Annotated in this window: 23 protein-coding genes; 13 read left to right on the forward strand and 10 right to left on the reverse strand. The window is 68.6% G+C overall.

From position 1 onward, the window contains the following. Positions 1-313 precede the first annotated feature (313 nt). Together JR064_RS06925 and JR064_RS06930 are read right to left on the reverse strand one after the other, a co-directional pair. Complete coding sequence (locus JR064_RS06925; protein WP_338123874.1) at positions 314-1,429, reverse strand: ribonuclease H-like domain-containing protein; 1,116 nt, start codon at positions 1,427-1,429, stop codon at positions 314-316. Between the two features lie 326 nt (positions 1,430-1,755). Next, positions 1,756-4,254 carry a DEAD/DEAH box helicase gene (locus JR064_RS06930; protein ID WP_206229235.1) on the reverse strand — a complete coding sequence of 833 codons (2,499 nt, stop codon included), beginning with the start codon at positions 4,252-4,254 and terminating at the stop codon, positions 1,756-1,758. 170 nt (positions 4,255-4,424) lie between these two features. On the opposite strand from JR064_RS06930, the gene JR064_RS06935 reads away from it, so the two are divergent. The 4 genes from JR064_RS06935 (at position 4,425) to JR064_RS06950 (ending at position 6,401) form a co-directional block, all read left to right on the forward strand. Beyond that, on the forward strand, positions 4,425-4,706 hold the full coding sequence (locus JR064_RS06935; RefSeq protein ID WP_191826639.1) for a type II toxin-antitoxin system RelE/ParE family toxin: 282 nt from the start codon (positions 4,425-4,427) through the stop codon (positions 4,704-4,706). 14 nt (positions 4,707-4,720) lie between these two features. Beyond that, positions 4,721-5,011 (forward strand): HigA family addiction module antitoxin, encoded by a 291-nt coding sequence (locus tag JR064_RS06940; RefSeq protein ID WP_206229236.1) that lies wholly within the window; start codon positions 4,721-4,723, stop codon positions 5,009-5,011. 148 nt (positions 5,012-5,159) lie between these two features. After that, entirely contained in the window at positions 5,160-5,822 is a 663-nt protein-coding gene (trhA, locus tag JR064_RS06945; protein WP_206229237.1) for a PAQR family membrane homeostasis protein TrhA, read from the forward strand. A gap of 126 nt (positions 5,823-5,948) precedes the next feature. Continuing rightward, on the forward strand, positions 5,949-6,401 hold the full coding sequence (locus tag JR064_RS06950) for a hypothetical protein (RefSeq protein ID WP_179571179.1): 453 nt from the start codon (positions 5,949-5,951) through the stop codon (positions 6,399-6,401). Positions 6,402-6,587: 186 nt separating this feature from the next. Here JR064_RS06950 and JR064_RS06955 read toward each other — a convergent pair whose 3' ends face one another. From JR064_RS06955 to JR064_RS23030, 5 genes are all read right to left on the reverse strand, one after another. Next, the gene (locus JR064_RS06955; RefSeq protein WP_206229238.1) at positions 6,588-7,007 is read right to left on the reverse strand and encodes a BA14K family protein; all 420 of its coding nucleotides are present in this window, start codon (positions 7,005-7,007) and stop codon (positions 6,588-6,590) included. Positions 7,008-7,230: 223 nt separating this feature from the next. Then, complete coding sequence (locus JR064_RS06960) at positions 7,231-7,524, reverse strand: DUF2388 domain-containing protein (RefSeq protein WP_206229239.1); 294 nt, start codon at positions 7,522-7,524, stop codon at positions 7,231-7,233. 226 nt (positions 7,525-7,750) lie between these two features. After that, positions 7,751-7,942 (reverse strand): hypothetical protein, encoded by a 192-nt coding sequence (locus JR064_RS06965; RefSeq protein WP_206229240.1) that lies wholly within the window; start codon positions 7,940-7,942, stop codon positions 7,751-7,753. A 323-nt stretch (positions 7,943-8,265) separates the two neighbouring features. After that, positions 8,266-9,177 (reverse strand): hypothetical protein, encoded by a 912-nt coding sequence (locus JR064_RS06970; RefSeq protein ID WP_206229241.1) that lies wholly within the window; start codon positions 9,175-9,177, stop codon positions 8,266-8,268. 142 nt (positions 9,178-9,319) lie between these two features. Then, positions 9,320-9,817 carry a lysozyme inhibitor LprI family protein gene (locus tag JR064_RS23030; protein ID WP_241092904.1) on the reverse strand — a complete coding sequence of 166 codons (498 nt, stop codon included), beginning with the start codon at positions 9,815-9,817 and terminating at the stop codon, positions 9,320-9,322. 87 nt (positions 9,818-9,904) lie between these two features. On the opposite strand from JR064_RS23030, the gene JR064_RS06980 reads away from it, so the two are divergent. Further along, a complete protein-coding gene (locus JR064_RS06980) occupies positions 9,905-10,777 on the forward strand; it encodes a hypothetical protein (RefSeq protein ID WP_206229242.1) in 873 nt (290 codons plus the stop codon). 118 nt (positions 10,778-10,895) lie between these two features. Here the strand turns inward: JR064_RS06980 and JR064_RS06985 are convergent, their stop codons facing one another. After that, positions 10,896-12,650: a peptidoglycan-binding domain-containing protein gene (locus tag JR064_RS06985; protein ID WP_206229243.1), complete on the reverse strand. Its 1,755-nt coding sequence runs from the start codon at positions 12,648-12,650 to the stop codon at positions 10,896-10,898. Between the two features lie 31 nt (positions 12,651-12,681). Beyond that, on the reverse strand, positions 12,682-13,122 hold the full coding sequence (locus JR064_RS06990; protein ID WP_338123875.1) for a lysozyme inhibitor LprI family protein: 441 nt from the start codon (positions 13,120-13,122) through the stop codon (positions 12,682-12,684). A gap of 143 nt (positions 13,123-13,265) precedes the next feature. Between JR064_RS06990 and JR064_RS06995 the strand changes: the two genes are divergently transcribed. The 3 genes from JR064_RS06995 (at position 13,266) to JR064_RS07005 (ending at position 16,649) form a co-directional block, all read left to right on the forward strand. Next, positions 13,266-14,168 carry a DUF4424 family protein gene (locus JR064_RS06995; RefSeq protein WP_206229244.1) on the forward strand — a complete coding sequence of 301 codons (903 nt, stop codon included), beginning with the start codon at positions 13,266-13,268 and terminating at the stop codon, positions 14,166-14,168. A gap of 166 nt (positions 14,169-14,334) precedes the next feature. Then, a complete protein-coding gene (locus JR064_RS07000; RefSeq protein ID WP_206229245.1) occupies positions 14,335-15,741 on the forward strand; it encodes an MFS transporter in 1,407 nt (468 codons plus the stop codon). Positions 15,742-15,833: 92 nt separating this feature from the next. After that, positions 15,834-16,649, forward strand: coding sequence for an EcsC family protein (locus JR064_RS07005; protein ID WP_225210126.1), 816 nt, complete (start codon positions 15,834-15,836; stop codon positions 16,647-16,649). A gap of 88 nt (positions 16,650-16,737) precedes the next feature. Here JR064_RS07005 and JR064_RS07010 read toward each other — a convergent pair whose 3' ends face one another. Further along, complete coding sequence (locus JR064_RS07010) at positions 16,738-17,631, reverse strand: LysR family transcriptional regulator (protein ID WP_191826631.1); 894 nt, start codon at positions 17,629-17,631, stop codon at positions 16,738-16,740. 110 nt (positions 17,632-17,741) lie between these two features. Here JR064_RS07010 and JR064_RS07015 point away from each other — a divergent pair, with 110 nt between their 5' ends. From JR064_RS07015 to JR064_RS07035, 5 genes are all read left to right on the forward strand, one after another. After that, the gene (locus tag JR064_RS07015) at positions 17,742-18,572 is read left to right on the forward strand and encodes an SDR family oxidoreductase (RefSeq protein ID WP_206229246.1); all 831 of its coding nucleotides are present in this window, start codon (positions 17,742-17,744) and stop codon (positions 18,570-18,572) included. 161 nt (positions 18,573-18,733) lie between these two features. Beyond that, positions 18,734-19,831 carry an alpha/beta hydrolase gene (locus tag JR064_RS07020; protein ID WP_206229369.1) on the forward strand — a complete coding sequence of 366 codons (1,098 nt, stop codon included), beginning with the start codon at positions 18,734-18,736 and terminating at the stop codon, positions 19,829-19,831. Positions 19,832-20,075: 244 nt separating this feature from the next. Next, a complete protein-coding gene (locus JR064_RS07025; RefSeq protein ID WP_206229247.1) occupies positions 20,076-20,945 on the forward strand; it encodes an NYN domain-containing protein in 870 nt (289 codons plus the stop codon). 59 nt (positions 20,946-21,004) lie between these two features. Beyond that, positions 21,005-21,607: a DUF938 domain-containing protein gene (locus JR064_RS07030; protein WP_206229248.1), complete on the forward strand. Its 603-nt coding sequence runs from the start codon at positions 21,005-21,007 to the stop codon at positions 21,605-21,607. 156 nt (positions 21,608-21,763) lie between these two features. Continuing rightward, positions 21,764-22,780, forward strand: coding sequence for a glycosyltransferase family 2 protein (locus tag JR064_RS07035; protein WP_206229249.1), 1,017 nt, complete (start codon positions 21,764-21,766; stop codon positions 22,778-22,780). Positions 22,781-22,786 lie beyond the last annotated feature (6 nt).

Raw genomic sequence — 22,786 nt, forward strand, 5'->3', positions numbered from 1 at the left:
AGGGGCTAAAGCGCTGCAGCTGTTTCCTTCTCCCATCGGGAGAAGGTGCCCCGCAGGGGCGGATGAGGGTACGGGCGTAGCCTCGTGCATCCAATCGAGCACCTCGCCTGGGGCCGTACCCTCACCCCAACCCCTCTCCCGGGGGGAGAGGGGCTAAAGCGCTGCAGCTGTTTCTTCTCCCATCGGGAGAAGGTGCCCCGCAGGGGCGGATGAGGGTACGGGCACAGCCTCGTGCATCCAATCGAGCGCCGCGCCTGGCGCCGCACCCTCGCCCCAACCCCTCTCCCGGGGAGAGAGGGGCTCAAGCGCGGTGCTACGGCGCTTCCACGAACGGCACGACCTCGCGCTCTTCGGCTTCGGCGTCGACCAGGCGCTGCAGCAGCAGCGCCAGCGTCACCACGTCCTGGTGGTTGTGCGCGGCGACGCGGCGCAGGTTGCGCGCGCTGCCGCCGCGCAGGTAGCTCAGCCATGCCGCCGGCGCTTCGGAGCCGGGCAGGTCGTCCTCGCGCACGATGCGCAGCAACTGGCGTTCGATCGTGGCCAGCTTGCAGTTCTCCCAGGTGCCGCGGTAACGGCGGCGGGTGGGATGCAGCAGGTCCACGTGGTCCAGCGCCGACAGCGGGTCGGCGCAGCGCGCCAACCGGTAGCGGGTCTTCAGCAGCGGCGCGTCGTAGCAGCGGCCGTTGTAGCTGGACAGCACCGTGGTCGGTGCCAGCCAGGCGCGGAACGCTTCGAGCATGGCCTTTTCCGCGCCCATCGTGGCCATCATCAGCTGGCGGATGCGCAGGCCGGGACCTTCGACGGGATGCAGGTACCAGTCGGCCGCGCCGATCATGAAGGCGCGGGTGCCGGTGCCGCCGGCCAGGCCGGTGGTCTCGGTGTCGAAGAACAGCAGGTCCGACGGCTGCACCGCGTCCTCGCGGCGGGCGAAGGCAAGCGACAGCGCGGCGGCGGGGATCGGCTGCGGCAGGAACGCTTCGATCAGGTGCAGGCCGGGTGCGATCTCCACGCCGGGCAGGTGGCGGTCGGCCGCCTGCGGCTTGCGCGGCGCCGCGGCCGGCGCCACCGCGCGCTCGCGCATGCCGAGCAGGCGCCGCAGCGAGGCGACGTCGGCACCGCGCCGGTCGAATGGTTCGATCGCGATCGGCGGCGCCACGGCGACGGCGGTATCCCCACCGCGCGCGGGCATCGGCGTGCGCGGCGCAGGCGGAGGGGGCGCCGCATCGGTGTCGCGCGGTGGCTTGCGCAGCAACGCGGCCCGGCCTGCGGGCGATGCCGCCCGTGCCGGCGCGGTCGCCGACGCGGGAGCGCCTGCAGCCACCGCATTGCCTGCCTGTCGCGCGCCCGATGCCGGTGCACGCGGCGTATCCACGTTTGGATCGCCGGCCTGTTTGCGCAGCGCGCGCAGGCGCTCGAGGCTGATGCTCATGCGCGCTGCTCCGGCAACGCGCCGGGATCGGTGCGGATCGCGGTCGATTCGTTGCCCAGCAACGCGCTTCCCGGCGGCAAGTGCAATGCGCGCAGGCGTTCTGGCTTGATGCTCATGCGCTCCGTTCCGGCAACGCGTCGGGATCGATGTGGATCGCGGTCGATCTGTTGCCCAGCAAGCGCAGCGCGTACAGGTGCTTGAGGTCGTTACTCATGCACTCCACTCCGGCAACGCGTCGGAATCTGTGTCGATCGTGGTCGATGCGACGTCCAGCATCGCATGCTGCAGAAACGCGCACGTCATGCGCAGGCACGCGTGACCGATCCTCATGCGCTCCACTCCGGCAGCGCATCCAGCTCGCTGTCGATCGCGGTGGTTTCCTCGTCCAGTGCCGCGCCACCTTCCAGCAACAGGCGCAGCACCTGCTGCGCCAGCGCCTTCGGCGTGGTCGCGCTGTCCTCCTGCGCGGCCAGCACCGGGCCGACGCAGGCCGGGCAGCCGGCCACGCAGTCGCAGCGCTGCACCAGTTCGCGCGCGCGCTGCACCAGCTCGGCCTGGCGCTGCCACAGCGGTTCGCTCAGGCCCACGCCGCCGGGGAAGTTGTCGTACAGGTACACGGTGGGCACGAATTGCTGCAGTTCCACGCCGACCGGTTCGCCGTTGTCGCCGCCGCGCAGCTGGCCGCGGCCCTTGGCATCGGCCATCGCGAACCAGGCGCCGTCGCCGTCGCCCACCGCTTTCTGCAGGTCGCGCGCATCGGCCATCACCGCCACCGTCGCCACCACGTGCAGCGCGTAGGCCGCGCCGAGGAAGCCGTCCAGCGCGTCCTGCTTGGCCGCGAACGCCTTCAGCAGCGTGGCCTGCGGCAACTGCCACCACACCGCGGTGGTATGCAGCTCCTGGTCGGGCAGGGTGACCGGGCCGTAGCCGATGTTCTCGTGGGTGTAGTAGCGGATCTTCTTGTAGCCGGCCACGCGCCGCACCACGTGCACCTCGCCGTGGTGGCTGTCGCCGCGCCCGGCCGCGCCGCCGTCGAAGCGGTCCAGCACCTTGAGCTTGGTGAAGTCGATGCTGTCGGTGTAGTAGTCCACGTGGGTACGGGTGACGTAGGCCTTGCGCCCCTCCCAGTCCAGCTTCTCCACCTGGTACGGCGTGCTCTGCACCATGTGGATCGCGCCTTCGTACAGGGTGAGCGCGGCGGCGGAATAATCCACCTCGGCGATGATCTGCTGCTTGCCGTCGGTCTTGTCCACCACCACGAAATTGCCGTCGGCCACCGAGCGCAGGCTCACCGCGTTGGCCGGATAGCTGTCGGCGATCCACTCCCAGCGGTCGCCCTCCTGATGCACGACCTCGCTTTCGGCCAGCGCTTCCAGGAACACCGCCGGATCGACCGGGCCGAACGCCTCGCCGGCGACGAAGGTCAGCTCGAACGCGGCGCAGCGGATGTGGTCGAACAGGATCAGCGGCTGGTCCGGGGCGATGCGCGCGTGTTCGGGCGAGGCATCGGCGAAGAAGTCCGGATGCCGCACCACGTACTGGTCCAGCGGCTGCGAACTGGCCACCAGCACGCCCAGCGACGGCTGCTGGCGGCGCCCGGCGCGGCCGAAGCGCTGCCAGGTCGCGGCCACGCTGCCGGGGTAGCCGTTGAGCACCACCACGTCCAGCGAGCCGATGTCCACGCCCAGCTCCAGCGCCGAGGTGGAGACGATGCCGTCGATGCTGCCGGCGCGCATCGCGCGTTCGGCCTCGCGGCGCTCGGTCGGCAGGTAGCCGCCGCGGTAGGCGCGGATGCGCGGCGGCTTGCGCGGGTCGTGGTCGAAGATGTCCTTCAGGTACTTGGTCAGCACTTCCACCATCAGCCGGGTCTGCGCGAACACCAGCGTTTTGAGCCCGGACTTGATCGCGATGCGCGCGATGCGGTTGCTCTGCGAGCGCGCCGACGCGCGCAGCCCCAGGTCGGCGTTGACCACCGGCGGGTTCCACAGCAACACGTGCTTGTCGCCGGACGGCGCGCCGGACTCGGTGATCGCATGCACGCGCTGCTCGATCAGCGCTTCGGCGTGCGCGCGCGGATTGCCGATGGTGGCCGAGCACAGGATGAATTGCGGATTCACCCCGTAGAACGCGCAGATGCGCTTGAGCCGGCGCAGCACGTTGGTGACATGGCTGCCGAACACGCCACGGTAGGTATGGATCTCGTCGATCACCACGTAGCGCAGGTTCTCGAAGAACTGCGCCCACTTGGTGTGATGCGGCAGGATCGCCTGGTGCAGCATGTCCGGGTTGCTGACCACGATGTCGCCGTGCAGGCGGATCGCCTGGCGCGCATCGCCCGGGGTGTCGCCGTCGAAGGTGAAGGCCTTCACTCCCAGCTCGCCGGCGCGGTTGAGTTCCAGCAGCTCGGCCACCTGGTCCTGCGCCAGCGCCTTGGTCGGGAACAGGTACAGCGCCTTGGCCTGCGCGGTCATCGCCGCGGCCACCACCGGCAGCGTGTAGCACAGCGACTTGCCCGAGGCGGTGGGCGTGACGATGGCCACGTGCTCGCCGCGCTGCGCCGCGTCCCAGGCCTCGGCCTGATGGCTGTACAACTGCTCGATGCCCCGCGCCTTCAGCGCCGCGACCAGCGCCGCCGGCACGTCGTCCGGGATCGGCGCATAGCGGCCCGCGCGGCCGGGGATCATGAAGCTGCCGGTGATGCGGTCGTGGTAGCGCCGCTCCAGCCGCTCGGTCAGCAGCGCGCCATCGCGCGAAGGCTCGCCGCCGGTGGTGGACAGGGCGCGCTCGGCGTCCTCGGTGCGGCGGGCTAGGGCGTGGGCGGGCATGGGGACGGCTCTCAAAGCGGGACAGGGAAGCGGAAACGCGTCTCAGGGTATGAGACAGCGGCCGACCGGGCGAGGGCAGCTGGCTGAGCGGATTCAGTCAGCGCGGTGGAACATGCCCGTGACCCCTATAACGGATTGCGTTATATAGCGGATGGCATTATGGTTGCTGCGTGATCCGGAACTTCGTCGACAAGGAAGCCGATAAGATCTGGCAGGGCACGCCTTCCCGGCGATTGCCGGCCGATATCCAGGCCGTGGCTCGGCGCAAGCTGCGTATGCTCAACAGCGCGGCCACGCTGGACGACTTGCGTGTTCCGCCGGCTAATCGCCTGGAAGCGTTGAAGGGGAACCGCAAGGGCCAATACAGCATCCGGATCAACGATCAATGGCGCGTGTGCTTCCAATGGAAGGACGGCGATGCGCTGGACGTGGAAATCGTCGACTACCACTGACCCATCGAGCCGTCATGAAGACCCTGCCCAACATCCACCCCGGCGAAGTCCTGCTGGAGGAATTCCTGATCCCGCTGGGCATCAGCCAGAACGCACTGGCGCGTGCCGCCGGCGTGCCGCCGCGCCGCATCAACGAAATCGTGCTCGGCAAGCGCAGCGTCAGCGCCGATAGCGCGATCCGGCTGGCCGCCGCGCTCGGCACCAGCGAGCGCTTCTGGCTCGACCTGCAGGCCGACTACGACCTGGAACAGGCGCGGCGCGCGCTGGGCGCGCAGGCCCGGAAGATCGAGCGCATCGCGGTGTAGACCGCGCAGGTGCGTCGCCGCCGTCGCGATGCCGGCCGGCGACGGCGCGCGCGGGCCGACAACGCTGACCTGATCGTCGCGGCCAGCGCGTATCCTGTGCTCCCCCCTCGCGCAGCGGCGCCGTCCCCCGACGCGTCGAAGACTCGCCTTGTCCGTGCCCGCTCTCGCTCCTGCCGCACATTACAAAACCGCCGGTGCCCGCCGCGCCGACCTGATCGTGCACGCCGCCGGCCTGCTGCTGTCCATCGTCGGCGGCGCCATGCTGATCTGGCGCCCCCACGCCAACCACGCGCTGCTCCTGGCCACCTGCGTTTACGCGCTGGGAATGCTGGTGATGTTCGCCTGCTCGGCGGCCTACAACTTCGCCCCGCCACAGCGCCAGCCGATCCTGCGCAAGCTCGACCACGCCGGCATCTTCGTGATGATCGCCGGCTCCTACACGCCGCTGTTCGTATTGGCGCTGTCCGGCGCCTGGGTGTGGTCGATGACCCTGGCGGTGTGGGGTGTGGCGCTGTTCGGCGTGTTCGCCAAACTGTTCCTGCCCGGCATCAGCAAGGCCTTCTGGGTGGCGATCTACCTGCTGCTGGGCTGGGCCGGCATCGCCGCGATCAAGCCGCTGATGGCCAGCCTGGACAGCGCCGTGCTGTGGTTCATCGCCGCCGGCGGCATGTTCTATACCGTGGGCGTGGGCTTCTACGTGCGCAAGTCGATGGTCTACAACCGCGCCATCTGGCACGCGCACGTGCTGGGCGGCGCGCTGTCGCACTGGTGCGCCATCTGGTTGTGCCTGCAGCCGTTGCAGACGGCCTGAGGGCCTGGCAGAAGCGAGCGTTGCCAGAGCGGCGTGCGCTGGTCATGCCGCCGCGGTGGTGACGTTCAGCCGCCGACCGTAAGCTCGGCACCTGCCATGGCGATGCATGGAAAAGGACCGATCCCGATGTGCAATGCCGCGCGTTTCGTCGTTGCCGCCGCGCTGCTTGGCGCGGCCGCGCAGGCGCATGCCCAGCAGGCCGAGCCCGCGCCCGCCGCGCCCAGCCCGCCGCAACAGGACATCCAGACCCTCGACGAAGTGCGCGCGTTGCCGCCGGACGTGGAGCAGCCGCTGGACCTGTACCGCTTCAAGAACCCGGTCAGCGCCCAACCCAACCGCTTCGACAAGGATTGGCGGCCACCACCCTCGGTGGAACAGGTCAGCCAGGGCGGCGGCTACATCGCGCTCGGCGTCTATTACGTTGCCGGCAAGGTCGCCAAGGGCCTGCACACCCTCACCGGCGCACCGGACCAGATCCAGGCGGCGGTCGCCCGCCCGCCGCCGTTGAGCGATGCGCAGATCCGCCGCGCCGCGGAACTGTGCGACGCGCAGAACGCGGACTGCGCTGGGCAGCAGTGAGCGTGTCCGGGCTGATGCAGCCACTGGTCCGAGCCGCTCGCCGGGCGAGGCCGCTGATCCCGTAGAAGATTGCGCTGCTGCACTTCTGTATTCGTCCAGGCTCGCGCGCTTCGCGCTCACCCGGCATCGAGAAGCCTGCTCCGCCTTCTGCGCGGCTTGCGCAGAACGCGGGCAGGCGCTTGCCGCCTACAGCGAGCAGCGCAGGCGGCGGCCGCGGTGGACGAAGGTGTCGGTGCGCGCGTCGTAGCTGCGGTAGCGCTGTTGGCAGGCGCGCACGTGGCGATACCAATCGTCGTGCCGCGCGCGGTGCGCGGGCGGGTTGCCCGGACGCGGGCCCCACTTGGGATCCCAGCGGCCATAGCGCTTGTCGTCCGGGCGGTCGTCCCTGCGGTGGTCGTCGCGGTGGTCGCCGGGCCGATCGTCGCGGCGGTTGTCGTGCCGGGCTTCGTCGTGGCGGGCGGGAGCGAGTTGGCCAGGCCGCGGCGGGTCGTCGTGACGCCGGTCGTCGTCGTGACGGTCCTGGGGCGGAACCTGGTCCGCGCCTGCAACGGCGGGAAGGCCGGCGGCCAGGGCGCAAGCGATCACAACTCCAAGCATCTTGTTCATTCGATTCTCCATGGGCGGGCAACGCACTGCGTGCGATCCGGCGCTGACGCTACGCGCACCGGTACGGTGACGCCGTGATGCCGGCCCTCCGCACAGGCGGCCGGCCGCCTCGAGACCTTGGGCGATCAGCGAATGCAGCGTGGCTGGCGGGTAGCCATGGCCGAATGGCGGCCGGGATGCCGGAAGGGGTCGCCGCCGGGTGACGGCGGTCGCCGGCCAGCTGTCAGCGCGCGAGGATGGCCTGGGCCAGTTGCATGTCGCTGGCCTGGCGCGCGCCCGGGTCGCGTTCGCGCAGCGAGCGCAGCGCCGATTCCAGTTGCGCGCCGCGGATGCGGCCGTCGCTGGCGACGAAGCTCGCGGCATCGTCGCGCGCCTGCAGCACCACTTTGTCGTCGCCGGAACTACTGCTTCCGGCCGAGGACGCGCCGGCGGAGGTGCCGGCGAAGCTGGAGGCCTGGGCCAGCATCGGCAGGGAAAGGCTCACCAGCAACGCGCCGGCCAAGGTGATCTTGTTCATGGATATCGCTCCAGGGTGGGTGCAGCGTCTTCCCGGCGCTCGGCGCCGGACGTTCCGCCATCGCCGCAGCAGATTGCCGCAGCGATCGCATCATCGCGTCGAATGGCGCTGCGCGCTGCAGCGATCCGATGCGCACCGCACTGCCGGCACTGGCCCGCGCTGCCGATGCGGTGGCAGCGTCGCTCGCGTGTGCGGACGATGCGCCGCGCTACCGGCGCATGCGCGTTCAATCGCGCCGGCCGCAGCGGCCCGAGCCACTGCGCGACAGCAGCGCAGCGATCGTGTGCAGGCGCCGGCTCATCCAGCCGGCTGCCGGGCGCGCACGCGCCGACGGGATCTCCGGGAGGTCGAACAGCGCCTGCTCACCCGGACGCAATGCGGGCGAGGAAGCGGAAGGTGTGGGATGGTGCGGCTTCATGGGGAGGCCTGGCGGGGGTGGCAGAGCATTGGGGGACGAACGGCACGACACGATGCGGCATTGTTGCTACGCGACAGCGACGGGTTGGCGCTGCCGTCGCTGTCTGTCCGGAACGCCATTTCGGAACGTGTTGTATAAAAACCAAACTGTACGGTTCTATTATTGAGCGGCCGTCCATTGCTGTCAACACGAAACCCAGCAAGCAGTTCAGCTCGCAGCGACCATTCGATGCCCTCGTGTCTTCCCGCTATGCCGAAGCGGCCGGGCTTGTTGGATCGCCTTGCTGCCTTCGTCGCGGATGACGTTTCCCCGTATTGCCGACCTCAGCCGCAGGCCCAGTCGAACCGCATGTCCTTGAAGTCCAGTTGCGCATTGCCGCCGCCGAAGTTGTAGCCGCCGAAGTCCTCCTCGAACCCGATGTAGTACGGGCTGAATTCCGGCACGTTCTGCACCGGGCGCATGGTGCCGCCGAGGTGGTTGGCGGCGTGGCCGGCAGCCCAGTCGTGTTCGCGGTAGTTCTCCGTCGCGATCTCGCCGTCCAGCCAGTAGTGGAACGGCTGGTAGTCGCCATCGCCGGGCGTATCGCCGAAGTATTCCCGCGGCGGCTTGCCGGCGTTGGGATCGTTGGCGCGCGCGCTCAGCTTGAACGGGCGATGGACGGTGTGCGGGTCGCGCGCTTCCGGCAGCGGTATCTCCCGCCGCTCCCACGCAGCGAAGCCGGCCGCCGCCCCGGCGCCGAACCACTGCGGCACGGCCAACACGTGCTGCAGCGGACTGTCCACCAGCGGCGGCGGTGGGCAAGGTGGGCCATCGACTTCGTCCTGGCTCAGCAGGATCACCGCGTAGGCGCAGCCCAGGATGTCGCGCATCCGCGACAGCCGCGGATGCGCCTGCCGCGCGCGTTCCCAGAAGGGCAGCAGCGCCGCGTCGTCCGGCGGCAGCGGGCTTGGCGCATCGACCACGTCTTCCATGCCATCCGGCCCGCCGATCGGCCCGCCGTCGTTGTGATCCAGCGAAGTGGCGAAGAACGACAGCGCCACCACGTCGGCACCATGCACGCGATAGTCCGCCGGTAGCCGCAGGGTGAAGCCGTGCAGCATCGGATAGCCGCTGTGCGGATCCAGCGGCCACTGCGCCAGGCGAATCCCGGGCGGCAGCCCGAAGCACCAGCCATCGCTGTCGTGCGCCGGTGGGCCGCTTTGCCAGTCGCCCAGGGTGATGTCGTAGGCCTGCATGGGGTGCTCCCGAGGGGTTGTCGGAATTGCGCGCAGCAGCTCGCGTGCACTCACCATGCCGGGATGCGCCGCGCCGTGTACTGGCCACAGAGTCCATGCTGCAGCGCCCACCGGATCGGGCGCTGCGCGTGTGTTCTCTGCCTCAGGGATTTGTACGCGTGTACTTCTCCAGCTCGTCGGCGCGCGAGCTGACCCGCTCCAGCGCGGCTTCCGCGCTCTGCAAGGCCGCCGCCTGTCCGTGGCCACCGAGTGCCTTGTCCAGATCCCTCGCCTGCGCGTCGGACTGCAGCCAGGTGTATTGCGCATCCATCAGCGTGGCCCGGTCGCGACCACCCAGCCGATAGCGCAGGGTGTCGTAAGCCTTGGTCATGCGCTGTTCCTGCAGCCTGCGTTCGCGCTCGATGCAGCGCTGTTGATCGTAGACGCCGCTGGCCTGCTTGCGGCAGTCCAGGTAGGCCGCGGACAAGCCCTTGGATGCCCCTGCGTTCTCCGACTGCTGCTGTTCTTGCATCTGTTGCTGCTGCAGTTGCATCTGTTGCTGTTCCTGGTCCTGCTGCGCGCTCGCTTCGGCGCTGGCGGCCGCAGTGGCCAGCAACACTACCCACAACAGCCAGCTGCGCTTGTTTTCCCTGGTACCCATGCGTCCTTCCCCTTGTCTCGTATCCATGTGCGGAGACAGCTTTACAAGCCCGCGGTTAATGTTTTGCTAAGGATACGGCGCGCAGCCATGGACTTGGAGATGAGGCGCACGGATCGCCGATGTAGCGCGGCTATACTTCGAGCGCTTTTTCGTCTCGCGACGCTCGATCTGCCCAGGACCATGGATCGGTTCGCGCGCTCTCACTGGACGCGTCCCTGGAGTGCCATGACTTCCAAGCTCTTGCCATTCGTGCTGGCCACCGCGCTGCTGGCCGCTTGCCAGCCCGAACAAGGCTCCGTGGCGGCATCTGCGGCGGCCGCGCCTGCCGCCGCCATCGCCGACCCGATGCCCGCAACGCCGGCAAGCGCAGCGGTGGCGCCTGCGTCGGGCGATGCCACGCCTGCCCCGGCATCCTCGCTGCGCGCGGCGCTGACGGTCCTTGCCGCCGCGCAGCCGCCTTCCTGGGCGCAGGTGAAGGCGGTTCCCGGTCTGGGCGAACTGGCGCCGGCAGACGGGGTACGAATCTACCCGGTGGCTGTCCGCGGCAAGACCACCCTGGCGGGATTCGGCGAAGCGCCGCTGCCGGACGGCAAGGTGGGAGCGGATGCCGGAACACGCATGGGCAACGCCGGCGAGGCCAGCGTGACCTTCGCCGGCGATGCGGCGACGGCGTTGCTGTTGGTAGTGCGCAAGTTCTATCCGGGCACGGACTACGCCAAGGTCTTGCGTGCGCAATTGCGCGCCGGCGACCGGGTGGTGCGCCGCGATGGCGTCTGCGACGACAGCATCCCTTCGCCTGCGCCGGCCGCCATGGAGTATTGGGTGGCGCTGGAGGGCGCCGAGCGGCCGCTGGCGGTCACCGCTTCGACGGTGGACGGCGGCAACAACGGGCCGGGCTATACCGATTTCGAATTCAGGCGCGGCGGCGCCAATGTCGCGCTGGCGCAGTGTGCCCAGTAGCATTCATGGTTTCGCATATCTCCTGGATTGCCTGCTCGTAGGCGCGCTGCAAGGCGTTGCATCGTAAGAACTCCATGCAAGTCACACTGACCCGCACGGAGTCCAACGGCATATCGGTTCAGACTGCCATGGTACGTGCGCCATTCGCCTGAGTTTGTTGCTGCGAACGCTCCAGTTCACGAGCGTGTTCGGCGAACAGCGCCTCCCGTGCCCGCTCGCTGCTGTCCTGCAGCGTTTGATTTATCGCTTGCGCGGTACTTATCGGGTCGGTTGTGCGGTTCAGTGACGCCTCATCACGCACGCCGCTCACCTGCACTGCGCGAGCCATGGAGCCATCACCGTTCAACTCGACGCGGTCGACACTGGTTAGGCCGTTGTGGATTGCCTGCGCCGAGAGAGCGCCCGCCAGGCATTCGCTATGGATCCCCGGTTGGATGCCACGCGCGGCTTCGATACCGTGCACCTTTTCCAGCATTTGCTGGAAAAGGGTGTGGCGGCTGTGGTTCGGATCAGACAACAGCGGAGCATTGTGTATGGGCGCTGCTCCGGGCTGCTGCAGTTGCGATGCTTTTTGCGCCACAGCTTGCGACGTGCTGGGATCGGCGATCCCCGTTGGCGTCAATCCGTTTGCTTCCTGAAACGACTGGACTGCTTGCCGCGTGCCGTCACCGAGATAACCGTCCACACTAAAGGGTTTGCCGGTCGCATCGGTGAAACCTAGCTTGGCCAAGTTCGCTTGCAGGTCTCGTGCTTGTTGATCGATGAGGCCCAAGGTTGCCGGTCCGGCCTTGCCGTCCACCGGCGTCAGGCCATTGGACCGTTGGAACGTCTCCACGGCATGCTTGGTTGATGCGTCAAACTGTTGGTCCACCTGCAAGGCATTGCCATTGACATCGGTATATCCAAGCACGCTCAAGTTGGATTCCAGTTTGCGCACCTCTTTGCCAATCGAACCCTCCTTGAGTAGCCCGGAGGTCTGTCGAGTGGGCGACGCGTTCACCAACTCCAGCGCCTTCTGTACGTCCGGATCGCTACGTTCGGTGGAAGGATCGAAATCTTTGCCGCTGACCTTGGCATGCGCTCGATCCAGCGCTTCTCGATTGTTTGCGTAACCGTTCTCGTACTTTTCAGCCACGTTGGCTGCTTTAGGGCCATCGTAGTAGCGGTAGGTTTCGCGTATCTCGTCAGCCTTGGCGCGCAGGGCGTCGTAATCGCCGCCATCCTTCAATACCTTTTCAAGTTTTGGCAATTGGCTCGGCAACTGGTTCGCGGTCTTCGCCAACAGGCTTATCGCTTCGAAGCGGCGGTCCTCGCTTATGTTGCTGCCACTAGCATCCAGGATCGACATCGCGGTCTGCGTAGCGTTTCTGACCTGGGGATAGTCGATATTGCTATGGATCCACTGCTTGCCCTCGGCAGAGCCGGCCCATGCATTGATACTGTCGCGGGTTCCTGTATCGATAAAATTCAGAGATGTCCGCCCGTTAAGGCCGTTGCCATGACTCAGCAAATCGCTGCGCAGCGCGGACTGATCTTCAGTGAAAGGGAGGTTGTGCGCCTTTGCATAAGCGGATGCCTGCTGGATCACGGCATCGACGTACGTCTGCTCGCCGGGTTGTAAGGTTCGGTTATCTATCGAACCCAGAGGCCAGGTGCCGCGCTGACCGAAATCGACCTGGATGGCGCCGAGGCTATAGCCGCTGTTCTGCGCGACCTTTCCGACCTGGCCCCAGTTCGGTTCGGATGTGCCGACGGTGACGCCGGCAATCGCGAGATGATAAGACGCCGCGCCACCTTCGGTGCCGCGTCCTACGGAAAAGTACACTGCGCCCGAGACCGTATCGAGGTTTCGGGTGTCGATGTTGTCAGCCATAAGATATCCTTTTCTTATATGGAACGTCGATTCAATTGATCAGGCGAAGATACTTCTCGAGCTGATCGGCACGGACGCAGAGCCGGAACAATGCAGCTTCGCCTCCGTCCAGGTTTTCCGCTTGGGTATTGCCATAAATAGCCGCTTCGAGGTTGCCATCCTTGGTCCTGGATTGCAGCCAAGCGCGTTGGGCATCGACCAATTTGGCCTTGCCATCGGCATTGAGAGCCGCCATCAGTTGCTTGTACACCTTGTTCAGGCGCTTGTCCTGCACGCTTTGTTCCTGCGAAATGCAGGCCGCTTGCTCGACTGCGCCCCGTGCTTGCTGTTGGCAAGCGAGGTAGGCGGCGGACAGGCCCTTAGGAGAAGCGGGGCCACTGTGCGTTTGATCTGTAGCGCTGGCCCATGCGGAGAAACCGATGGACAACATCGCCAGCGTCAGCAGACGGCTCTTGATTCCCTTGCTTGCCACGTGTCGCTCCTTGTGATTTGGCCTGACCTACCCAGACAGCGAGCTTCGCAAAGCCTCGGTTAATATATCGTTGACGGATGCAGGTCTGGCCATTTGGTTGCCTGGCTGGTGTGTGTGTCTCCTCTCCCCAACAACGCCCGCTCATGTTTCCCAACACCTTGCTGGTCCGCACCCTGTTCGCCCTGGCGCCGCTGTTCGCGGGCACCGCCCATGCCAACGACACCAGCTTCGGCGATGCCAATGGCACCATCCAGCTGATCCAGCAGCCGGATATCCGCATGAGCAAGGAGGCCTTGTTCATCAGCGAGGACCTGGTGCGGGTGGACTACGTGTTCACCAACACCAGTACGCGCGATCTGGTGGTGCCGATCGCATTCCCGATGCCGCCGATGTACTTCGGCATGGCCGACCACAGCGAACTGACCGAGTTCAAGCTGTGGGTGGACGGCAAGCCGGTCCGCACCGAGCGCAAGCTGGTGGCGCAGCTGGAGAATGGTGCCGACGTCTCGCGGCAGTGGGCCGCCAGCGGCTGGAGCAGCGACGACCTGGCCAGCTACGTCGAATCCGGCGAGACGCCGAAGGGCCGCAAGCCGCTGCCCAAGGGCTGGTTCGACCCGGATGGGCAGCCGCTTTTCACGCTCAGCGAGTATTTCACCTGGCAGCAGCCTTTTGCCGCGGGCAAGGCGGTGTCGATCCGCCACAGCTATGTGCCGAGCCTGGCGACCGGCGTGCCGCAGCCGGCCAGCGAGCTGATCCGCGACTATGCCAAGGACACCTGCATGGACGCCGGCGCGCAGCAGAGCGCACGCCGCCGCGAGGGCGAGCACGGCCTGCGGTGGAGCAACCTGCGCTACATCCTGCTGACCGGCAACAACTGGAAGGGGCCGATCCAGGACTTCCACCTGACCTTGAAGAAGCGCGCGCCGACCGACCTGGTCAGTCTGTGCTTCGATGGTGAGCTGAAGCGGACCGATCCGCTGACCTTCGAATTCGTGCAGAAGGATTTCGTGCCGAAGCAGGATCTGAACGTGCTGTTCCTGCGGTAGTCGGCTGGCGCTACGCGCGGGCCGAAGCCGACGTCCCGCTGAACGCGAGCCGGACTGCGCCGGCCATCATGGCCGCTTGCGGTAGCGGAGACGCAGGGCAATCGGGCAGCATGCGCCAGCGCCGACGGTCGAGGCTGTCGGCGACCCTTTTCGCCGGTGCATGCCCATGCTCGATCCTGCCGCCGCTCGTTCCGATTCCGTCGCGCTGGTGGCGGCGCGCATCGATCGCCTGCCGGCGACGGCCACGCTGTGGCGTCTGGTCGCGTTGCTGGCGCTGGGCGGCTTCTTCGAACTGTACGACCTGTTCCAGACCGCCTACATCAGCCCGGGCCTGCTGCGCGACGGCATCTTCGCCACCGGTGCGGCGGGCGCGTTCGGCATCGCCGACCAGGCCGCGTTCGCTTCGGCCACGTTCCTGGGCCTGTTCCTCGGCGCCAGCCTGCTCAGTCCGTTCGCCGATCGCTTCGGGCGCCGTCCGGTGTTCGCCTTCGCGCTGCTCTGGTACACCGCCGCGACCGTGGCGATGGGCCTGCAGAGCACGGCGCTGGGCGTGATCGGGTGGCGTTTCGTGGTCGGCATCGGCCTGGGCATCGAGCTGGTCACCATCGATACCTATCTGTCCGAGCTGATGCCCAGGCACATGCGCGGAGCGGCCTTCGCGTTCGCGTTCTTCGTGCAGTTCCTGGCGGTGCCGGCGGTGGCGGTGAGCGCGTGGGCGCTGGTGCCGCATGCGCCGCTCGGGGTCAGCGGCTGGCGCTGGGTGGTACTGCTCAGCGGCACGTTCGCGGTGGCGATCTGGTGGCTGCGCCGGCGCCTGCCGGAATCGGCGCGCTGGTTGGCGGCACAGGGCCGGCACGCCGAGGCCGACGCGGTGCTGCGCGATCTGGAAGCGCGCTGTAGTGCCGACCTGGGGCGCGCGCTGGACCCGCCGCAGCCCGAACCGCAGGGCGCCTCCACCGCGACGCAGGGGCGTTTCGCCGCGCTGTGGAAAGCGCCCTACCGGCGCCGCGTGGTGATGCTGGTGGCGTTCCATGTGTTCCAGGCGATCGGCTTCTTCGGCTTCGGCAACTGGTTGCCGGCGCTGTTGTCGGCGCAAGGCGCGGACAGCGTGCATGGGCTGGGCTATGCGTTCGCGATCTCGCTGGCCTATCCGCTGGCGCCGCTGCTGTTGCTGCGCGTCGCCCAGCGCTGGGAGAACAAGCGGCAGGTGGTGTGGTCGGCGCTCGGGGCGGTGCTGTTCGGCACGCTGTTCGCCTGGCAGACCCAGCCGCTGGCGATCATCGCCTGCGGCGCGGCGATCACGTTCTGCAATGCCTGGATGAGCTTCGCCTACCACGGCTACCAGGCCGAGCTGTTCCCGACCGCATTGCGCGCACGTGCGGTGGGCTTCTGCTATTCCTTCAGCCGCCTGTCCACCGCCGGCAGCAGCCTGCTGATCGGGCTGTTGCTGGAGCGCGCCGGCAATCGTGGCGTGCTGGCCTTCATCGTCGCCAGCCTGCTGGCGGTGGCCGGGATCATCGGCATCTTCGGCCCGCGCACCCGCAACCGCACGCTGGAGCAGATCGCGGGCTAGGGCGCCTTGTTCCCGGTTTCGTCATCTGCCCTCGACAGCATCGCGGCGGTGGCCGGTGCATGCTGTGCGCTCCCACGCCACGACTCTTGGCCATGACCTCCAATCTCCCCGTTCCCGCCATGGATGCCGCCGATCACCGCGATCTGGCCCAGGCGCACGCGCTGCTCGAACATCCCGGCCTGGCGGCGAAGATCGCCAATACGGTCGGCGCGCCGATCGAGGATCTGCTCAGCAAGCGTCTGCCGAAGGCGCTGTCCTCGCGGATCGACGCCATCAGCCATCGCGCGCTGCGCATCGCTTTGCGCTCGGCGCTGCTGACCCTGCGTGCCCAGGCGCCGGGCGCGGCGCGGCCGCGCCTGCATGGGGTGGCGGTGGCCGCGACCGGTGCCGCCGGCGGTTTCTTCGGCCTGCCGGGGTTGCTGGTCGAACTGCCGCTGACCACCACGCTGATGCTGCGTTCGATCGCCGACATCGCCCGCGCCGAGGGCGAGCGGCTGGACGATCCGGCCACCACCCTGGCCTGTCTCGAAGTGCTGGCGCACGGCGGGCGCAGCGCGCGCGACGACGGCAGCGAGTCGGGTTATTTCGCGGTGCGTACCGCGATGGCGCAGCAGCTCAGCGCCGCCGCGCAGTACATCGCCGCGCACGGCATCGGCAGCAAGGGCGCGCCGGCGCTGGTGTCGCTGATGTCGCGGATCGCAGCGAAGTTCTCGATCACGGTCAGCGAGAAGCTGGCGGCGCAGGCGGTGCCGCTGGTCGGCGCGGCCAGCGGTGCGCTGCTCAACACGGTGTTCATGGCGCATTTCCAGGCGATGGCGCGCGGTCACTTCATCGTGCGCCGGCTGGAGCGGCGCTACGGCGAGGCCGCGGTGCGACAGGCCTACGAGGCGTTGCCGGCGGCGACGTGATGGCCTTGCGGCGTCGCATGCGCGTCGGCACATGCGACGTTCCGGTGGCGATGCGCGCGCCGCCGGGAGCGGACACGGACGCCGTGTTCTAGCCCACTTCCCGCATCACTTCGATGAACGCCTGCAGCCCCGCCGGCACATGGCGGTGGCCCGGGTAGTACAGGAACAGCCCCGGCAGCGGCGGGCACCAATCGTCGAGCACGCGCACCAGCGCGCCGCTGTCCAGCTGCGCCTGCACCGCCACTTCCGACAGGTAGGCGATGCCCATGCCGGCGATCGCGGCATCGGCCATCAGCCCCAGATGATCGAGCGTGAGCGGGCCGCCGACCTCCATCGCCATTTCCTGGCCGTGGCGCGCGAATTCCCAGCGATACGGCTTGCCGCTGGGCAGGCGGAAGCCGATGCAGGTGTGCTGCGCGAGTTCGTCGGGCGTGCGCGGCGGCGGGTGGCGCGCCAGGTACGCGGGCGAGGCGGCGGCGATGAAGCGCTGCGGGCCGCCGAACGGCACCGCGATCATGTCCTGCGGCAGCGCTTCGCCCAGGCGCATGCCGGCGTCGAAGCCGGCGGCGACGATGTCGACCAGCCGGCCTTCGCTGACCAGGTCCAGCGCCATCGCCGGGTAGCGCTGCAGGAAGCTCGGCACCACGCGCTGCAGCAGCAGGCGCACCGCGGTCTCGTTGGCGTTGATGCGCAGCGTGCCGCTGGGGCCACGCCCCAGGCTGCCGACATCGTCCAGGGTCTGGTCCAGTTCGCGCAGCAGCGGCTGCAGCCGCGCGACCAGCCGCGCACCGGCTTCGGTCGGCGCGACGCTGCGCGTGGTCCGGTGCAGCAGGCGCACGCCCAGCCGCGTCTCCAGGGTGCGCATCATGTGGCTGAGCGTGGACGGCGACAGCCCGAGTTCGTCGGCGGCCTTGCGGAAGCTGCGATGCGCGACGATCGCGGCGAAGGCGCTGAGATCGGTCAGGGCGGGCCGCTGACTCATGGGTGATTTTCACTGGCGCATGCGGGATTGGACGGATAGTAACAGCGATGCGCGAGGCCTAGTCTGATCCTGACCGCCACGCTTCCGTGGCCTTTGCGAGAGGGCAACCCATGAACCGCACGCACTTCATTACCGGGACCTCGTCCGGTTTCGGCCGCCTGCTGACCGAACACCTGCTGGCGCGCGGCGATCGCGTCGCCGCCACATTGCGCCGTCCCGAGGTGTTGGACGATCTCAAGGCCGAGTACGGCGAGCGCCTGTGGGTGGCGGCGCTGGACGTGACCGACGCCGCAGCGGTGCGCGCCGTGGTCGGCCGCGCCTTTGCCGACCTCGGACGCATCGACGTGGTGGTCAGCAATGCCGGCTACGCGGTGTTCGGCGCCGCCGAGGAAGCCAGCGACGCGCAGCTGCGGCGGCAACTGGACACCAATCTGATCGGCTCGATCCAGCTGATCCGCGCGGTGCTGCCGCATCTGCGCGCGCAGGGCGGCGGACGCATCGTGCAGGTGTCCTCGGAAGGCGGGCAGATCGCCTATCCGGGTTTCAGCCTGTACCACGCCAGCAAGTGGGGCATCGAAGGCTTCGTCGAGGCGGTGGCGCAGGAAGTGGCACCGTTCGGCATCGCCTTCACCCTGGTCGAGCCCGGCCCGGCGGCGACCGATTTCGGCCGCGGCCTGGACCGCACCGAGCCCAGCCCGATCTATGCGGACACGCCGGTGCAGGCGCTGCGCCGCGCGCTGGAGGATGGCGGCTTCGTGCTCGGCGACGCGCGCAAGATGGTGCGCGAAATGCTCGTCTCGCTGGACGTGTCCCCGCCACCGCGGCGCCTGCTGCTCGGTGCGCAGGCGTATGCGCAGGTGCGCGCGGCGCTGCAGCAGCGGCTGGTCGAACTGGACGCGCAGCGGGCGATCGCGCTGTCCACCGAGAGGGATGCGGCATGACGCGCGGCTCGCGCTGACCTGGCGCCGGCGTCGCGATGCCGGACAGGCTGGCGGCAGCGCGTGCGGCGGGATCGTGCAAAGCCGCGCGCGTGCGGCGCCGGTATCCTTCGCGTTCGATCGCCGCCTGGGAGGGCATGCACGTGACGGGATACCTGCGAATGATGACGCCGGCAGCGCTCGCGCTGCTGGCGAGCCTGGCGGCTCCGGTCGCGATCGCCGCCGATGCGCCGGCGCACGACGGCGTCCGCCACATGCCGGCGTTCGACCTGCCGCTGTCGCCGTTCCTGAGCGCGCAGGCGCAGGCCGCGGCGCGCGACGGCATGGCCCATGGCGATCCGTTGGCGAAGATGGACAACGCCACGCTGGCGCGCGAGCTGCCGCGCATCCGCGCCGAAACCGAGGCTTGGGCCAAAGGCGTGGTGGAACCGCTGCGCGAGCGCTACGGGGTGAAGATCAGCACCGCGACCTGGAACGGCGTGCCGGTGACGCTGGTGCAGCCCCGCGATGCTTCGCCGGCGCAGCGCCAGCGGCTGTTGATCGAACTGCACGGCGGTTCGTTCGTGATGGGCAGCGCCGCCTCGTTCGGCATGATGGAGGCGATTCCGGTGGCGGCGATGACCGGCGTGACCGTGGTCAGCGTCGACTACCGGATGGGGCCGGAACACAGGTTTCCCGCCGCCAGCGAGGATGTGGCCACGGTGTACCGCGAAGCGCTCGAGCACTATGCGCCGCAGCATATCGGCCTATTCGGGTGCTCGGCCGGCGGCGTGTTGACCGGCGAGTCGCTGGCCTGGTTCGCCAAGGAAAAGCTGCCGATGCCGGCGGCAGCGGGCATGTTCTGCGCCGGTGGCGATGCGCGTTACCGCGGCGATTCGCGCTACGTGGTGGCGGCGGTGAACGACGCGCCGCTGCCCGATGCGCAGGGCGTGCTGCCGATCATGGAAGACCTGTACTACGGCGCCGCGGTGGATTTCCACGATCCGCTGGTGTCGCCGGTGTTTTCCGATGCGGTGCTGGCGCAGTTTCCGCCGTTGCTGTTCATCACCGGCACGCGTGCGGCCGAACTGAGCAATGTCGCCTACACCCATTCGCGGCTGGTCGATCTGGGCCGCGACGCGGATCTGCACGTGTGGGACGGCATGGGCCATGCGTTCCATCTGAACGACGCGCTGCCCGAAAGCCAGCAGGCCCTGCGGGTGATCGCGCGCTTCTTCCGCAAGCATCTGGAGTTGCCGGAAGCGCCTGCCGCTACGCGCTGAGGCGGTGCGCGTGCGGCAGCGGGCGCGGCGGCGCCGAGCGAAAGTGCGGCTGCAGCGTGGTCCGATGCGGCGCGCATGATGCGATGACCTGGATGGCGTGCGCTCGCCGGCGAAGCGACCGCCGTCATTCGCCAAGACTGGCCGCCGCTGCGCCGGAGTGGCACAGTGGCACACGGCGCCGAGCGCGCCAGCGTCACCGCGCTGCGCTCCCGCCGACGCTTCCGTTTCCACGCAGGTCCCCGCCATGAAAACCCGTTCCAGATCCGAGACCGACGACGACCAGCCGCGCCTGGCGGTGCTGATCGATGCCGACAACGCGCAGCCATCGGTGATCGAAGGCCTGCTGGCCGAAGTGGCCAAGTACGGCGTGGCCAGCGTCAAGCGCATCTACGGCGACTTCACCAGCACGCGCATGACCCAGTGGAAGCAGGCGCTGCTGAAGCATTCGATCAGCCCGGTGCAGCAGTTCGCCTACACGAGCGGCAAGAACGCCACCGACAGCTCGCTGATCATCGACGCGATGGACCTGCTGTACACCGGCCGCTTCGACGGCTTCTGCCTGGTCTCCAGCGACAGCGATTTCACCCGCCTGGCGCAGCGCCTGCGCGAGGAGGGGCCGACCGTGTACGGCTTCGGCGAGCGCAAGACGCCGGACGCGTTCGTGCAGGCCTGCGACAAGTTCATCTACACCGAAGTGCTGCGCAGCGAGGCGGCCAGCGCCGAACCGTCCAAGCCGGCTGCCGCCGCTGCCAAGCCGGCCACCAAGGGACGCAAGACGCCACAGGTTGCGCAGGCTGCGCAGACGACCAAGCCCGAGACAACGGCTGCAGTGGCCGCGACCGCGGCGGCGCCCGCTGCGCCCGCCGATGCGAAGCTGTCCGCACCGCTGAAACTGCTGCGCCAGGCGATCGAGGAAGCCTCCGACGACCAGGGCTGGGCCGGACTCGGCAGCGTCGGCAGCTACCTCAACAAGGTGCGCCCGGATTTCGATCCGCGCCTGTACGGGCACAAGAAGCTCAGCGACCTGCTGCGCCGGCTGTCGGCGCAGTTCGAGCTCGAGGAGCGCGGCAACGAAGGCGGCAGCAAGCGCATCTTCGTGCGTTCGCGCAGTTGACCGCGATACGCCTCCGCCAAGCCGTGGCGCATGCTGCGGCCGCCACCAAGCGATGAGCGATGAACGATAGACCCTACGCACCGTCCTGCGACCGCAATCGCGCGCCGATCCTGCAGGTGCTGCAGCGGCATTTCGCCGAGCGCCGCCATGTGCTGGAGATCGGCAGCGGCACCGGCCAGCATGCGGTGCATTTCGCCGCCGCCTTGCCGCAATTGACCTGGCAATGCAGCGAGCGTGCCGAGCACCTGCCCGGCATCGCGCAATGGCTGGACGCGGCGGCATTGCCGAACACGCCGCCGGCCTTGGCCCTGGACGTGCAGCACGGGCCATGGCCGGCCGCCGGCTACGATGCGGTGTTCACCGCCAATACGTTGCACATCATGGGCTGGCCCGCGGTGCAGGCGTTCTTCGCCGGTGTCGGCGCGCTGTTGGCCGACTGCGCTGACGGCACGCTGGCGGTGTACGGGCCGTTCAACTACGGCGGCACCTTCAGCAGCGACAGCAACCGCGAGTTCGACGCCTGGCTGAAGGCGCGCGATGCCGCGAGCGGGATCCGCGACTTCGAGGCGGTCGCTGCGCTGGCGCAGGCGCAGGGCCTGGTGCTGCAGGAGGACGCGGCGATGCCGGCGAACAATCGCTGCCTGGTGTGGCGGCGCGGCTGAGTCCTGCAGCGCCGCGGCGACTGCGCAGCGGGCACGGCGGTTCCCCGGTATAGTCGCGCTGCGATTTCAGGGACGCTGCCGTCCCTTCCCGTTCGCGTGCGCAGGCCATGTCGTCGTGCGCGGCGCGGGCCATGGACGCCTACCGGGACTTGTTCGATGTCGATGCTCATTGCCGCGCGCAGCGCCCTGGTCCTGGAGACCAACAACCTGCGTGGCGGGGACGCGGCGGCGGTGCGCGCCGAGGCGAGCCTGCAGCGGGTCATGCGTGCGCTGGCCGCGCAGAGCGTGCCGCTGGACGCGCTGGCGCAGCTGATCGTGACCCACGATGGCTTGAGCGAAGCGGCCTGCGCGGCGCTGGTCGCGATCGCCGGGCGCCCGATCGGGTTCGTGCGCATCGACGCGGCGACCGGCTATTACGACGCCAAGAACGCCGGCTTCGCCGCCACCGATCCGCATCGCTGCGACTATGTGGTGTTCGCCGACGCCGACTGTCTGCCGGATCGCGAATGGCTGGCCGCACTGCTGCAGCCGTTCGCGCAGCAGCCCGCGCCGGCGGCGGTGGCCGGCCGCACCAGCTACCGTGCCGATGTGCTCGGCACCGCGCTGACCACGCTGGACTTCATGTACTTCCCCAGTCCGCTGCAGGCGCAGGCGACGCGGAATTTCTATGCCAACAACGTCGCGTTCCGGCGCGCGGTGTTCGCCCAGCACGGCTACCAGCCGCTGGACGGCGTCTATCGCGCGCACTGCCAGGTGCTGGGGCTGCGCCTGCAGGCGGCCGGGGTGGCGGTGCACTACGCGGCACAGGCGCATACCGTGCACCGGCTGCCGGATACCCGCCGCGAGGCGCTGCAGCTGCGCTGGTGGCGCGGCCAGGACACGCTGGGACTGACCCCGCATCTGGTGCGCGCCTACCTGCCCGACGCGCTGCAGTGGCTCGGCCGCAGCGGGCCGCTCGGGCCGTTGTGCGTGCTCGCCTCGCGCCTGTGGTTCAGCGCGCGCGCGTTGAACCGGCAAGACCTGCCGCCGCTGCGCGGCCTGCGCTGGTGCGCGGCGCTGCTGCTGATCGCCGGCTTCTCCGCGGTGGACATGGCCGGCGCGCTGGCGCGCGGACTGGGCTGGCGCCGTGGCGGCCAGGCCGATGCGCAGGCGCTGTCCTATCACCGCGCGTGAGCGGCA

This window comes from Xanthomonas bonasiae (genome assembly GCF_017163705.1).
In the GTDB taxonomy this organism is placed as follows: Bacteria; Pseudomonadota; Gammaproteobacteria; order Xanthomonadales; family Xanthomonadaceae; genus Xanthomonas_A; species Xanthomonas_A bonasiae.